Origin of the sequence: Xanthomonas sp. LMG 12460 (assembly GCF_009192895.1) — a bacterium.
GTDB lineage: Bacteria > Pseudomonadota > Gammaproteobacteria > Xanthomonadales > Xanthomonadaceae > Xanthomonas_A > Xanthomonas_A sontii.
The window spans coordinates 1-13,862 of sequence record NZ_NKUH01000035.1 but is presented as its reverse complement, the minus strand read 5'-3'; the positions used below and the strand labels follow the sequence as shown (position 1 = coordinate 13,862).

Here is a 13,862-nt window from a genome sequence, read left to right as displayed (position 1 = left end):
CTCAATGTCGGTGAGTGGCGGCCAGCGCCGCGCCGTGGCGCCAGTGCAGCCAGGACTTGACGGCGAGCGTCAGCAGCGCGGTCAGCGCCAGCAGGCTGGCGCAGGCGAAGGCCGCGCTGTAGGCGTATTCGTTGTAGAGGATCTCCACATGCAGCGGCAGCGTGTTGGTGCGCCCGCGGATCTGTCCGGACACCACCGACACCGCACCGAACTCGCCCATCGCCCGCGCACTGCACAGCAGCACGCCGTACAGCAGGCCCCAGCGGATGTTCGGCAGGGTCACCCGCAGGAACGTCTGCCAACCGCTGGCGCCCAGGCTCAGCGCCGCCAGTTCCTCGTCGTCGCCCTGCTGCTCCATCAGCGGCATCAGCTCACGGGCGATGAAGGGAAAGGTGACAAAGGTGGTCGCCAGCACGATGCCCGGCAGTGCGAACACGATGCGCGGCAGATGCAGCGACACGTCGCCCAGCGGCGGCAGGTGCAGCCACACGCCTTCGTCGATCAACGGCCAGACCCAGCCGTTACGGCCGAAGATCAGGATGAACAACAGGCCGGCGACCACCGGCGACACCGAGAACGGCAGGTCGATCAGGCTCACCAGCAGGCGCTTGCCGGGGAAACGGTGCTTGCTGACCGCCCAGGCCGCGGCCACGCCGAACACCAGGTTCAACGGCACCACGATCGCCGCCACCAGCAGCGTCAGGCGGATCGCCGCCAGCGCGTCCGGATCGGAGATCGCGCGCCAGAACACGCCGACGCCGCTGCGCAACGCCTCGGTGAACACCAGCAGCAAGGGCAGCAGCAGGAACGCCAGCAGGAAGCCGAGCGCGCCGCCGATCAGCAACCGCCGCACCCAGCGCGGCTCGTCGACCACCGAAGCCTGCACGTGCGCGGCGACGGCGACCGCACCGGCCTGCCCGGGGACGTGCGCGGCCAGCGCGGACACGACCGACACCATCACGCCACCGCCCTGCCGCGCCGCGCGAACCAGGCCTGCGCCCCATTCACCAGTAGCAGCGACAGCAGCGACAACAGCAGCATCGCCGCGGCGATCGCGCTGGCGCCGCCGTAGTCGAACTCTTCCAGGCGGATGGTGATCAGCAACGGCGCGATCTCGGTGGCATTGGGCAGGTTGCCGGCGATGAAGATCACCGAGCCGTACTCGCCGACGCCACGCGCGAAGGCCAGCGCGAATCCGGTCAGCACCGCCGGCCACAGGGTCGGCAGCACGACCCGGCGCACCGTCTGCCAGCGCCCGGCACCGAGCGTGGCCGCCGCCTCTTCCAGTTCGCGCTCGGCCTCGGCCAGCACCGGCTGCACGATCCGCACCACGAACGGCAGCCCCACGAACACCAGCGCCACGACGATGCCCAGTGGCGCGTAAGCGACCTTGACCCCGCTCGCCCCGCTGACCTGCATCAGCCCGACATAGCCGATCAGCAGGCCGCCGACGCCCAGTGCGGCCAGGCTCAGCACGGCGATCGTGCCGAGCAGGCGCTGCAGCACACGCAGCGGTGCCGGCAGCAGCGCCTGGCTACGCCGCAGCAGCGCGTAGCCGGTCGCCGCCATCGCCAGCAGCAGCGCCAGCCGCGGCCACCACCAGGCCAGCGTCGGCAGGCTGGCGGCCAGCGCCTGCGTCGGCTGCTCCAGCCAGCGCCCGATCCAGCCGTTGCTGCCGTACAACGCGGTCAGGGCAATGCCGGCCACCGCGGTCGGCAGGGCGAACGGCAGATCGATCATCGCGTCGAACAGGCGCTTGCCGGGAAAGCGATAGCGCACGAACACCCAGGCCACCCAGGTGCCCATCACCGCATTGAACGCGGCCGCGGCCAACGCGGTGCCGAAACTCAAGCGCAACGCCGCCAGCACCCGCGGCTCGCTCCACACCCGCCACACGCCGTCCCAGCCCAGTCCGCTGGTCTTGAGCAGCACCGCGAACAAGGGGATCAGCACCACCAGTCCCAGCCAGGTCAGGGTGATGCCCAGACTCAGCCCCAACCCCGGCATCACCCGGCGCTGGCGCGGGGCGCGGGCAACGGCGGCGGCGGTCACTGCCATCGCGTCACTTGCTCGCCTGGATCTGGTCGAACAGGCCGCCGTCGTCGAAGTGCGTGGCCTGCGCCTTGGCCCAGGACCCGAACGCCTGATCGATGGTGACCAGGCGCACCTTCGGCAGCCGCGCCAGATCGGCGCGATCGGCGTACTCGGGATGGCGCGGCCGGTAATAGTGTCTGGCCGCGATCTTCTGTCCTTCCGGCGAGTACAGGTACTTCAGGTATTCCTCGGCCACCGCGCGGGTGCCGTGCTTGTCCACGTTCTTGTCGACCAGCGCCACCGACGGCTCGGCCAGGATCGACAGCTTCGGCACCACGATCTCGAACTTGTCCTGGCCCAGTTCCTGCTGCGCCAGGAACGCCTCGTTCTCCCAGGCCAGCAGCACGTCGCCGATGCCACGCTGGACGAAGGTGGTGGTGGCGCCGCGCGCGCCGGTATCCAGCACCGGCACGTTGCGGAACAGCGCGCGCATGTAGTTGAGGATGCGTTCGCGGTCGCCCTTGAAGATGTGGTCGGCGTAGGCCCAGGCAGCCAGGTAGTTCCAGCGCGCGCCGCCGGAGGTCTTGGGATTGGGGGTGATCACCGACACGCCACTGCGCAGCAGATCGGGCCAGTCCTTGATCCCTTTCGGATTGCCCTTGCGCACCAGGAACACGATGGTCGAGGTGTACGGCGCGCTGTTGTCGGGCAGGCGCGTGGCCCAGTTCGCATCGATCAGCTTGCTCTTGGCGGCGATCGCATCGACGTCGTAAGCCAATGCCAGCGTCACCACGTCCGCCTCGACCCCGTCGATCACCGCGCGCGCCTGCTTGCCGGAGCCGCCGTGCGAGGTCTCCACCGCGACCTGCTCGCCGGGATGCAGCTGCGCCCAGTGCCTGGCGAAGGCGGCGTTGTAGTCCCGGTACAGCTCGCGGGTGGGATCGTAGGACACGTTGAGCAGTTGCGTCTCGGCGGCGGCCGCGGCCCCGGCGAACACGCACAGTGCGAGCGCGAGCAGCGGGCGCCAGCGGCGCGGCGGAAGGCTGGACATGGGCGGTTCTCCGAAAACACACAGGCCGACGCCGCGGCCGATACCCGCCGCGGACCATGACGCATGCTGCGCAGCGGCAGGCGGCGGGTGAAATGACTTCCCGGCAGCGGCTCATGCCATTTGCGCATGACGGCCGCGGCCGGCGCGGGCGCCGCGGTAAAATCGACGCTTCTTTCCGCCGCGCGTGCCCGTCATGACCGACTCCCGCCTCACCCAGCACTACGCCGAGGAACTGGACGCGATCCGCGCCCAGGGCCTGTTCAAGTCCGAGCGCATCATCGTCGGCCCGCAGGCGGCGGAAATCGTCCTCGCCGACGGCCGCCGCGTGCTGAACTTCTGCGCCAACAACTACCTGGGCCTGGCCGATCATCCGGCACTGATCCAGGCCGCCAAGGACGCGCTGGACACGCACGGCTTCGGCATGGCCTCGGTGCGCTTCATCTGCGGCACCCAGGACCTGCACAAGCAACTGGAAGCGCAGATCGCCACGTTCTTCGGCACCGAGGACACCATCCTCTACGCCGCCTGCTTCGACGCCAACGGCGGCCTGTTCGAACCGCTGCTCGGCGAGCACGACGCGATCATCTCCGACGCGCTCAACCATGCCTCGATCATCGACGGCGTGCGCCTGTGCAAGGCCAAGCGCTTCCGCTACGCCAACTGCGACATGGCCGACCTGGAAGCGCAGCTGCAGGCGGCCGACGCCGCCGGCTGCAAGACCAAGCTGATCACCAGCGACGGCGTGTTCTCGATGGACGGCTTCATCGCCCCGCTGGACGAGATCACCGCGCTGGCGAAGAAGTACAACGCGCTGGTGCACATCGACGAATGCCATGCCACCGGCTTCCTCGGCGCCAGCGGCCGCGGCTCGGCCGAGGTCAAGGGCGTGCTGGACCGGATCGATATCGTCACCGGCACCCTGGGCAAGGCCATGGGCGGCGCGCTGGGCGGTTTCACCACCGGCCGCCGCGAGGTGATCGAACTGCTGCGCCAGCGCTCGCGGCCCTACCTGTTCTCCAACTCGCTGCCGCCGCACGTGGTCGCCGCCGGGATCAAGGCCTTCGCGATGCTCGACGCCGCCGACGACCTGCGCGCGCGCCTGGTCGAGAACACCGCCTACTTCCGCGAACGCATGGCCGCCGCCGGTTTCGACATCAAGCCCGGCACCCATCCGATCTGCCCGGTGATGCTGTACGACGCGCCGCTGGCGCAGCGCTTCGCCGAGCGGCTGCTGGAGGAGGGCATCTACGCCATCGGCTTCTTCTTCCCGGTGGTGCCCAAGGGCCAGGCGCGGATCCGCACCCAGATCAGCGCCGCGCACACCCGCGCCCACCTGGACCGGGCGATCGACGCATTCACCCGCATCGGCCGCGAACTGGGCGTACTCGCCGCCTGAGATGCGCGCCGCGCTGCGCCAACGGCTGTTGCTGGCGGCGCAGACCGACGCCCAGGCGCAAGCGCTGGAGGACGGCTGGGAGACCCGCTGCCTGCATTGCCGCCGGCGCCTGCGCCTGCGCGCTGACGGCGAACCGCTCGGACACAGCACGCTGGAACACGTAGTGCCGCAGGCCTGGTTCGGGCGCCGTGCCGCCGCGGCGCTGTGCGCCCAGGTCGGCGACGATGCCAACGATGCGCGAAACCTGGCGCTGGCCTGCGCCGGCTGCAATCACGCCAAGGGCCGTCACCACGATGCGCGTGGGCCGCAGGATGCGCGCGCCCGCGAGGTGGTCGCCGCCCTGCTCAGCGCGCGGCTGGCGCGCTGGCGTCCGCCGCCGGCGCCAACGCCCTGACTTCCGCGGCGCTGAGCTCGCGCCACGCGCCCTTGCCCAGGTCGCCCAGCACCAGGTCGCCGATCGCCACCCGCACCAGCCGCAGCACGTCCAGGCCGAGCGCGGCCAACAGCCGCCGGATCTGCCGGTTGCGGCCTTCGTCCAGCACCACTTCCAGCCAGGCATGGCGCTCGCCCTGGCGCAGCAGGCGCGCCTGCTTGGCCCGCAGCGGTTCGCCATCGTCGACCACGCCGGCACACATCCGTGCCAGCAGCGCCGCGTCGGGCACCGCGTCCACCTGCACGTGATAGGTCTTGTCCGGGCCGCTGCCCGGATCGGTGACCCGCGCCGCCCACTGCGGGTCGTTGCTGAACAGCAACAGGCCCTCGCTGGCCTTGTCCAGGCGCCCGACCGGCGCCAGCCACGGCAGGCCGGCACCGTCGAAACAGCGGTACACGGTGTCGCGGCCACGCTCGTCCTGCGCACTGGTGACCAGCCCGCGCGGCTTGTTGAGCATCAGGTACAGGCGCTTGGTATCGGCCAGCGGCGCGCCGTCCACGGCCAGCCGGTGGCGGCCCTGCAGGATCGGGAATTCGGGATCGGTGACGATGCGTCCGTCGACGGCGACGCGGCCGGCGGCGATCCAGCGCGCGGCCTCGGTGCGCGAGCACAGGCCCAGCTTGGACAGGGTGCGGGCCAGGCCGTGACGCGGCGCAGCCGGGATGGCGCTGCGCGCGGGCGAGCGCGGACGCGCGGGCGCCGCCGGGGACGACGCCGGACGGCGGGAACGCGGCGGCTTGGCCCCTCGCACGGCGGGAACGGGCGCGGCCGCGAGCGGCCGCGCGCCGGACTTACTGCTTGTTGGCGTCGGCCGGCGCCGGCGCCTCGGCGGCGGCGGCGGGTGCCGGAGCCGGACGCGCCTTGACCACGCGCACGCCACGCGCCTTCATCCAGGCGTCGAACTCCTCGGCGGTCATGCGCTTGCCGTTCTGGCTCATGTCGAACCGCCACGGCGTGTTGTCGAAGGCGGTGGCCGGCTTGTAGGCAGCCGGATCGTTCGGCTTCACCGCGCCCGGGGTGGCGTTGGCCAGGCTCTGGCAGCCTTCGGCGCGCAGCCGCAGCAGCACGCGGTCCAGCGACTGGTCGCTGCTGTAGGACTGGGTCAGCACGCCGCTGGGCATACCCAGCTGCACGTTGCGACTGAACAGTTCCGAAGCGACAGGCGCGGCAACCGTGGCCGGCAGCGCCAGCGGCTTGGGCAGCAGATCGCCGGAGCAATCCGGTGCGGCGTGGGCCGCAGGAATCAGGGCGAGCGCGAGCAGGCTGGCCGTCACGATACGCAGCATCGGTTTTTTTCCATTCAGGCGAGTCGACGAGCGAGTGTAGGCAGGCCCCGGCGTGCTTTCAACTGTTACCGGCACTACACGCGCTAAATAATTGGGATTGCTGAAAAAATTCAGCTTGAATGCTTTGTGCATCCTGCAGAAGCGGCTTCAGCCGCGGCAGGCATTTCCAGGACGTCTGTCGCGGCTGAAGCCGCTCCCACAACGACACCGACATACATTTCCCACCCCACAAAAACAAAGCCCGGCACGAGGCCGGGCTTTGCTTGAGACTGGAAGCGTCCGATCAGTTCTGGACGTTCAGCTCGGTACGACGGTTCTTCGCACGGCCTTCCGGATTGTCCGAACCATCCGGGTTGGTGTTCGGCGCAATCGGACGGCTCTCGCCGTAGCCGATCGGACCGACCAGACGCGAAGCGCTGACGCCGTTCTTGGTCAGGTAGTCGTACACGACGCGGGCGCGGCGCTCGGACAGCTTCTGGTTGTAGGCTTCGGTACCCTTCGAGTCGGTGTGACCGGCAACCTCGACGCGCAGGTCGGGGTAACGCTTCAGGATCTCGGTGGCCTCGCCCAGGATCGCCACGGCGTCCGGACGCAGGTTCGCCTTGTTGAAGTCGAAGTTGACGCCCTTCAGGTCGATCGACACCGGCACCGGGCAGCCGTCCGGACCGATGGTCTGGCCAGGCTGGGAGTTCGGGCACTTGTCGTCGCAGTTGTTGACGCCGTCACCATCGTCGTCCAGATCGGCGCAGCTCGGCGCAGCGGCCGGCGGCGGCGGCGGGGCGACCGGGGCAGCCGGAGGCGGGCCCAGCGGGATCACGACGCCGACCGAAGCCAGCACGTCGCCGAACCAGTTCTGCGACGGAGCGGCAACGCTCTGGTCGTCGAAGTCAGCGCGGTAGGCCACTTCGGCACGCACGGCAACGCGCTTGTCGAAGGTGGTCTGCAGACCGACGCCGGCCTTGGCGGCAAAGTTGCCGTCCTTGCGCTGGCCCGGGGAGACCGGACCGCCGGTGTCGAACTCTTCTTCCGAGCGCTGGTAGCCCAGGCCGAACAGCAGGTACGGATTCCAGCCGCGGCCTTCCTGGATGAAGTGGCGACGCAGGTCGAACGAGATGCCGTACTGGCTCCAGTTCAGGTCCTGGTTCTTGTCGAAGTTCGGGTTCTGATAGTTCAGCTCACCGTCCAGCGACCAGTTCGGGTTGATGAACTTGCCCAGGCCCAGGGTGACGAAGGGCGCATCGTTGGTGGTGCGGTCCTTGTCCTGGAAGTTGAAACCAGCCGAACCGGTCAGGTACCAGCGGTCGTCGAATTCCTGCGCGGACGCTGCCTGGGCGACGGCCAGACCGCCCAGCAACGCGGCGGTGAGAATTTTCTTGTTCATTAATACAACTCCTTGTTTCGGGGAGATAGAAACCGGTAGAGGCATGGTTCAGTACAGATGTCTCGTCACATCCAGACGGCCGTTTCCGCACGCCATCGCCGCGCACATTATGCGCGGCATAGTGAAGATGGCGTTAACGAGCACGTAACATGTGAAAGTCAACGCCAGCCGCTGCCAGGCCGTGGATACACCCTATACAGCTTGATGAAATCCCGCAATGCGGCAGGCGCGTGACCGTTTGCAGTCGTAGACAAGCACCCGCAGGGCGACCCAGGTCTCACCCCGGCCGCGCCCACGGCGGCGGGTCCGCCAACTCGGCCTGCATGAACTCGACGAAGGCCCGCACCCGCGGCGGCACCAGCCGCCGCTGCGGCATCACCGCGTGGATGCCGGTCTCGGTCAGCGGGTAGTCGGCCAGCACCTGGCGCAACCGACCCTGACGCAGGTCCTCGGCCACGTGCCATTCCGAATGCAGGGCGATGCCCTGGCCGTTGACCGCGGCATCGCGCAGCACCTCGCCGAAGTTGGTCTCCAGCGGCCCAGCCACGCGGACGGCGATTTCGCCGTCGGGCCCCTGCAGCCGCCAGGTGTCCTGGCGGCCGTCGCTGCCGGTCAGCAGCAGGCAGGCGTGCGCGGCCAGGTCGGCCGGCGTGGCCGGGGTGCCGTGGCGGCGCAGGTAGTCGGGCGAGGCGCAGAGCATGCGCCGATTGCCGGCCAGGCGCCGCGCGACCAGGCTGGAGTCGCGCAGGGTGCCGATGCGGATCGCCAGGTCGAAGCCTTCGCTGACCAGGTCCACGACGTTGTCGCTCAGGTGCACGCTCAGCCGCACCTGCGGATGCAGCGCCATGAAGCGCGGCAGCAGCGGCGACACATACAGGCGGCCGAACGCCGCCGACATCGTCACCCGCAGGGTGCCGGCGGCGCTGGCGCCGGCCTGGCGCAGGCCGCCGGCCAGCGATTCCAGGTCCTCGACCAGCGGCCGCCCCTGCTCGGCCAGTTGCAGGCCTTCCGGGGTCGGGTGCAGGCGCCGCGTGGTCCGGTGCAGCAGGCGCACGCCGAGCGCGCGCTCCAGCCGCTGCAGACGCTGGCTGGCCACCGCCACCGACAGGTCCAGGCTGCGCGCGGCGGCGCTGATCGAGCCGAGGTCGAGCACGCGCAGGAACAGGGCGATGTCGCCGATCCGGTCCATTGTGTGGATTCCATTGAAAGTCGTTCAATATTTTTACTTTTTTTGCTGAGAACCTGCAGGCCTAGGCTGCCGTCCTCCCGTCACTTCCGGAGCCGCCGCATGGCCGCCTCGCTCGCCCCGCCTCCCCATCCGCCCGCTGCCGGGCGCACGCCGATCGCGCTGTTCGCGCTGACCGCCGGCGCGTTCGGCATCGGCACCACCGAGTTCGTGATCATGGGCCTGCTGCTGCAGGTCGCCGCCGACCTGCGGGTCAGCGTTCCGGCTGCCGGGCTGCTGATCTCCGGCTATGCGCTGGGCGTGTTCCTCGGCGCGCCGCTGCTGACCGTGGCCAGCCGACGCTGGCCGCGCAAGCGCGTGCTGCTGGCGCTGATGCTGGTGTTCACCGCCGGCAACCTGGCCTGCGCGCTGGCGCCGAGCTATGCGGCACTGATGGTGGCGCGGGTGGTGACCTCGCTGGCGCACGGCACCTTCTTCGGCGTCGGCGCGGTGGTCGCCACCACCCTGGTGCCGCCGCAGCGCAAGGCCTCGGCGATCTCGACGATGTTCACCGGCCTCACCGTCGCCACCCTGCTCGGGGTGCCGGCCGGTGCCTGGCTGGGCCTGCACTACGGCTGGCGCGCCACGTTCTGGGCGGTGGCAGGGATCGGCGCGCTGGCCACCGTGGTGATCGCCGCGCTGGTGCCGGCCGACCGCGCCGCACCGGCGGCCGTGCCGCTGCGCGAGGAACTGCGCGCGGTCGGCCGCGCGCCGGTGCTGCTGGGACTGGCGACGACGGTGCTGGGCTATGCCGGCGTGTTCGCCGTGTACACCTATGTGCAGCCGCTGCTGACCCAGGTCACCGGGGTGGCCGATAGCGCGGTGTCGCCGCTGCTGCTGGTGTTCGGCGTGGGCATGATCGTCGGCAACGTGCTCGGCGGACGTCTGGCCGACCGCCGCCCGCGGCAGGCGCTGCCGCTGAGCCTGGGCGTGCTGGCGGTGGTGCTGGCGGCACTTCCCCTCGCCCTGCCGTCGGCGCCGGCGATGACGCTGGGCATCGGCCTGCTAGGCGTGGCCGCGTTCGCCACGGTGGCGCCCCTGCAGGTGTGGGTGCTGGGCAAGGCCGGCGAGGCCGGCCGGCATCTGGCCTCGAGCCTGAACATCGGTGCGTTCAACCTGGGCAATGCGCTGGGCGCCTGGCTGGGCGGACTGGTGCTCGGCCATGGCGGCAGCCTGTCGCAACTGCCGTGGGTGGCGGCGCTGCTGACCCTGGCCGGATTGGCGGTGGCGCTGGGTGCGCTGCGGCTGTCGCCGGCCGCTGCCACACCCGCCGCCAATCACGGCGCGGGTTGCGCCGCCGGCGGTGCGGCATGAGCCGGACGATGGCGACGGCCGCGCTGGCGACGGCACTGCTGGGCACGGCGATCATGGCGGATGCGGCGCCGCGCGACTGGGTCGCGACCTGGCAGGCCAGCCCGCAACCGCTGTGGAGCGCGGACTTCCCGTTCCCGACGCAGACGCCGTTCCACCTGTGGCGGCAGACCGTGCGCCAGGTGGCACGGGTGAGCCTCGGCGGCAGCGAGGTGCGGGTGGAACTGAGCAACGCCTATGGCGATGCGCCGCTGCACATCGGCGCCGCCTCGCTGGCGCTGGCCGGCGAAGGCGCGGCAATCCTGCCCGGCTCGCAGCGGCCGCTGCGCTTCGGCGGCAAGACCGAGGTGACCGTGCCGCCGGGCGCGCCGGTGCTCAGCGACCCGGTGGCGCTGAGCGTGCCGGACCTGGCCCGGCTCAGCATCAGCCTGTACCTGCCGCAGCCGACCGCGCCGTCCACCTTCCACTGGGAGGGCCTGCAAAGCGCCTGGCTGGCCGCGGGCGACCGCACCGCCGACGCCACGCTGGCCGATGCCACGGCGCTGCCGGTACGGCTGTTCGTCAGCGGCATTCATGTGCGCCGTGCCGATGCCATCGGCGCGGTGGTGGCGCTGGGCGATTCGATCACCGACGGCGCCGCCTCGACGCCGGGGCAGGACCGGCGCTGGCCGGACCAGTTGGCCACGCGGCTGGCCGCGCAGCGGGTGGCGGTGCTCAACGCGGGCATCTCCGGCGGGCGCGTGCTGCGCGACCGCATGGGCCGCAACGCGCTGGCGCGGCTGGACCGCGACGTGCTGGCGCAGCCCGGCGTGCGCACCGTGATCCTGCTGATGGGCATCAACGACATCAGTTGGTACGCCACGCCGTTCGCGCCGGACGATGCGCCGGTGCCGGCCGAGGACCTGATCGCCGGCTACCGGCAGGTGCTGCAGCGCGCGCAGGCGCGCGGCCTGCGGGTGATCGGCGCCACCCTCACCCCGTTCGAGGGCGCGCTGCCGGACTCGCCGATCCCCGGCTACTACAGCCCGCAGAAAGAGGCCGTGCGCCAGCAGGTCAATGCCTGGCTGCGCGCGGGCAACGGCTTCGACGCGATCCTGGATTTCGACGCCCTGCTGCGCGACCCCGCGCATCCGGCGCGGATGCGGTCGGAATTCGACTCGGGCGATCACCTGCATCCCGGCGATGCCGGTTACGCGGCCATGGCCGAGGCCGCCGCGCAGTTGCTCGGCGCCGACGCAACCGCGCGCCCTCCCGCTCACGCCACTGCGGACGCGGTCGACACCGACGCCGCGGCGCGCTGACGCCTTCTCTCCCCTTCCCCACCATCAGGAGTGTTCCATGGAATACCGTCATCTCGGCGCGTCCGGCTTCAAGGTCCCCGTGCTCAGCTTCGGCACCGGCACCTTCGCCGGCACCGATCCCTTCTTCGCCACCTGGGGCAACTCGGACGTGGACCAGGCGCGGCGCCTGATCGACATCTGCCTGGAGGCCGGCGTCACCCTGTTCGACAGTGCCGACGTCTACTCCGGCGGCGCCGCCGAATCGGTGCTGGGCGTGGCGATCAAGGGCCGCCGCGACCAGGTGCTGCTCTCGACCAAGGCCGGCTTCCGCTTTGACCGGGCCGCAGCCAACAGTGTCGGTTCCTCGCGCCTCCACCTGGTGCGCGCGGTGGAAGCGGCGCTGACCCGCCTGGGCACGGACTATCTCGACCTGTTCCAGTTGCACGGCTTCGACGCGCACACGCCGGTGGAGGAAACCCTGGCCACGCTCGACGACCTGGTGCGCGCCGGCAAGATCCGCTACCTCGGCGTGTCCAACTTCTCCGGCTGGCACCTGATGAAGTCGCTGGCGGCGGCCGACCGCCACGGCTGGTCGCGCTATGTCGCGCACCAGGCCTATTACTCGCTGATCGGGCGCGACTACGAGGAGGAACTGATGCCGCTGGGCCTGGACCAGGGCGTGGGCGCGCTGGTGTGGAGCCCGCTGGGCTGGGGCCGGCTGACCGGCAAGCTGCGCCGCGGCCAGCCGCTGCCGGAAAGCAGCCGCCTGCACGACAAGGCGGTCACCGAGGCCGGGCCGCCGGTGGAGGAAGAGCGCCTGTACGGGGTGATCGACGCCCTGGAAGCCATCGCCGCCGAAACCGGCCGCAGCGTGCCGCAGATCGCACTGAATTGGCTGTTGCAGCGACCGACGGTCAGCAGCGTGATCATTGGCGCACGGACCGAAGACCAGTTGCGGCAGAATCTGGGGGCGGTCGGCTGGACCCTCGATGCCGCCCACGTGCAGCAGCTGGATGCGGCCAGCGCGGCGGTACCGGCGTATCCGTACTGGCACCAGCGCGGCTTCGCCGAGCGCAACCCGCGGCCGGTCTGAGCCGCGGCCGTGCCCTCCTTTCCCTCACGTCCAGGAGCCTCCATGAAAGCGGTCGCTACCCTCCATCCCCTTCCGATCGACGATCCGCAGTCGCTGCACGACCTCGACCTGCCGACGCCGCCCGCGCCCGCCGGCCACGACCTGCTGGTGCGGGTGGAGGCGGTATCGGTCAATCCGGTGGACACCAAGGTCCGCGCCAAGGGCGCGAGCGACGGCCAGCCCAAGGTGCTGGGCTACGACGCCGCCGGCGTGGTCGAGGCGGTCGGGCCCGAGGTCGACGGTTTCGAGCCGGGCGACGAGGTCTACTACGCCGGCGACATCACCCGCGCCGGCAGCAACGCGCAATACCAACTGGTGGATGCGCGCATCGTCGCGCGCAAGCCGGCCACGCTGGACTTCGCCCAGGCCGCGGCGCTGCCGCTGACCACCCTGACCGCCTGGGAGCTGCTGTTCCAGCGCATGCCGTTCGACTTCGACGACGAACACAACCGCGGCCGCCGCCTGCTGGTGATCGGCGGCGCCGGCGGGGTCGGCTCGATCGCGATCCAGTTGGCGCGGCATGCCGGCTTCGAGGTGATCGCCACCGCCTCGCGGCCGCAGACCCGCGACTGGTGCCTGCAACTCGGCGCGCACCACGTCATCGACCATCGCCAGGCGCTGGCGCCGCAGCTGCAGGCACTGGGCATCGACCAGGTGGACGCCGCGTTGAACCTGGCCGACACCGACCGCTACTGGCAGGCGCTGGGCGAGCTGCTGGCGCCGCAGGGCCACGTCGGCCTGATCGTCGAGCCGAGCGGTCCGCTGCACATCGGCGACCCGTACAAGGCCAAGTGCATCGGCATCCACTGGGAAATGATGTTCGCACGCGCCCGGTTCCGCACCGACGACATGATCGAACAGCACCGCATCCTGGCGCGCACTGCCAGCCTGGTGGACGCCGGCGAACTGCGTACCACCCTGACCGAGACCCTGAGCCCGATCAACGCCACCACCCTGCGCGAGGCGCACCGCCGCCTGGAGTCGGGCAGCACCATCGGCAAACTGGCGCTGGTCGGCTGGGGCTGAGCAGGCGGCGCAGCGATCGAAACATTGGCGCGACCGCCCCGCCGACCGTAACCGCTCCCGTTGGTGCTGTTGCTGTGCTTTTGCTGTGCTTTTGATCTACCGGGTCCCCTCAGCGCGGCAGACGCGGCGGGGAAAAACCCGAAGGGCGGCGCACATGGATGTGCGCCGTTCGCGGCAGGGGCAGGATGCCCCTTCCGCGAATCCCCGTCGTGGCTGCGAACCCGGAGCGCGCAGCGCGGAGGGCGCGCTGCGGGGTGTGCTTTCTTTTGGTTACTTTTCTTTGCACAAGCAAAGAAAAGTAACCCGC

General features: G+C 70.5%; 13 protein-coding genes. 6 read left to right on the top strand and 7 right to left on the bottom strand.

Annotation, left to right across the window (positions count from 1 at the left end; genetic code table 11):
• Window position 1 precedes the first annotated feature (1 nt).
• Genes cysW through CEK66_RS08205 form a run of 3 tightly spaced genes read right to left on the bottom strand, consistent with a single transcriptional unit; the run spans window position 2 to window position 3,085 of the window.
• Complete coding sequence (gene cysW, locus CEK66_RS08220) at window positions 2-958, bottom strand: sulfate ABC transporter permease subunit CysW (protein ID WP_152236569.1); 957 nt, start codon at window positions 956-958, stop codon at window positions 2-4.
• Window positions 958-2,058, bottom strand: a complete 1,101-nt coding sequence (locus CEK66_RS20805; protein WP_343193310.1) for an ABC transporter permease subunit — start codon at window positions 2,056-2,058, stop codon at window positions 958-960. Before CEK66_RS20805 ends, cysW begins: the two co-directional genes overlap by 1 nt.
• A 4-nt stretch (window positions 2,059-2,062) precedes the next feature.
• Window positions 2,063-3,085, bottom strand: a complete 1,023-nt coding sequence (locus CEK66_RS08205; RefSeq protein WP_017917609.1) for a sulfate ABC transporter substrate-binding protein — start codon at window positions 3,083-3,085, stop codon at window positions 2,063-2,065.
• A 193-nt stretch (window positions 3,086-3,278) separates the two neighbouring features.
• On the opposite strand from CEK66_RS08205, the gene kbl reads away from it, so the two are divergent.
• Both kbl and CEK66_RS08195 read left to right on the top strand, forming a co-directional pair.
• Window positions 3,279-4,481 (top strand): glycine C-acetyltransferase, encoded by a 1,203-nt coding sequence (gene kbl, locus CEK66_RS08200; protein WP_148829681.1) that lies wholly within the window; start codon window positions 3,279-3,281, stop codon window positions 4,479-4,481.
• Window position 4,482: 1 nt separating this feature from the next.
• Window positions 4,483-4,875 (top strand): HNH endonuclease, encoded by a 393-nt coding sequence (locus CEK66_RS08195; protein ID WP_152236550.1) that lies wholly within the window; start codon window positions 4,483-4,485, stop codon window positions 4,873-4,875.
• On the opposite strand, the gene CEK66_RS08190 is transcribed toward CEK66_RS08195, so the two are convergent.
• The 4 genes from CEK66_RS08190 to CEK66_RS08175 all read right to left on the bottom strand — a co-directional run bounded on the left by CEK66_RS08190 (window position 4,826) and on the right by CEK66_RS08175 (window position 8,770).
• Complete coding sequence (locus CEK66_RS08190) at window positions 4,826-5,578, bottom strand: pseudouridine synthase (protein ID WP_226978538.1); 753 nt, start codon at window positions 5,576-5,578, stop codon at window positions 4,826-4,828. The two genes, CEK66_RS08195 and CEK66_RS08190, sit on opposite strands and share 50 nt — an antisense overlap.
• A 127-nt stretch (window positions 5,579-5,705) precedes the next feature.
• The gene (locus tag CEK66_RS08185) at window positions 5,706-6,200 is read right to left on the bottom strand and encodes a hypothetical protein (RefSeq protein ID WP_152236546.1); all 495 of its coding nucleotides are present in this window, start codon (window positions 6,198-6,200) and stop codon (window positions 5,706-5,708) included.
• A gap of 283 nt (window positions 6,201-6,483) precedes the next feature.
• Window positions 6,484-7,581, bottom strand: coding sequence for an OmpA family protein (locus CEK66_RS08180; RefSeq protein ID WP_017909479.1), 1,098 nt, complete (start codon window positions 7,579-7,581; stop codon window positions 6,484-6,486).
• A gap of 277 nt (window positions 7,582-7,858) precedes the next feature.
• Window positions 7,859-8,770: a LysR family transcriptional regulator gene (locus tag CEK66_RS08175; protein ID WP_152236544.1), complete on the bottom strand. Its 912-nt coding sequence runs from the start codon at window positions 8,768-8,770 to the stop codon at window positions 7,859-7,861.
• A gap of 99 nt (window positions 8,771-8,869) precedes the next feature.
• Here CEK66_RS08175 and CEK66_RS08170 point away from each other — a divergent pair, with 99 nt between their 5' ends.
• The 4 genes from CEK66_RS08170 to CEK66_RS08155 are packed head-to-tail and all read left to right on the top strand — an operon-like array spanning window position 8,870 to window position 13,555.
• Window positions 8,870-10,120 carry an MFS transporter gene (locus tag CEK66_RS08170; protein ID WP_152236542.1) on the top strand — a complete coding sequence of 417 codons (1,251 nt, stop codon included), beginning with the start codon at window positions 8,870-8,872 and terminating at the stop codon, window positions 10,118-10,120.
• Complete coding sequence (locus CEK66_RS08165) at window positions 10,117-11,418, top strand: SGNH/GDSL hydrolase family protein (RefSeq protein WP_152236541.1); 1,302 nt, start codon at window positions 10,117-10,119, stop codon at window positions 11,416-11,418. Before CEK66_RS08170 ends, CEK66_RS08165 begins: the two co-directional genes overlap by 4 nt.
• A gap of 37 nt (window positions 11,419-11,455) precedes the next feature.
• Window positions 11,456-12,490 (top strand): aldo/keto reductase, encoded by a 1,035-nt coding sequence (locus tag CEK66_RS08160; protein ID WP_152236539.1) that lies wholly within the window; start codon window positions 11,456-11,458, stop codon window positions 12,488-12,490.
• A gap of 42 nt (window positions 12,491-12,532) precedes the next feature.
• Window positions 12,533-13,555, top strand: coding sequence for a zinc-binding alcohol dehydrogenase family protein (locus tag CEK66_RS08155; RefSeq protein ID WP_148829687.1), 1,023 nt, complete (start codon window positions 12,533-12,535; stop codon window positions 13,553-13,555).
• Window positions 13,556-13,862: the final 307 nt, after the last annotated feature.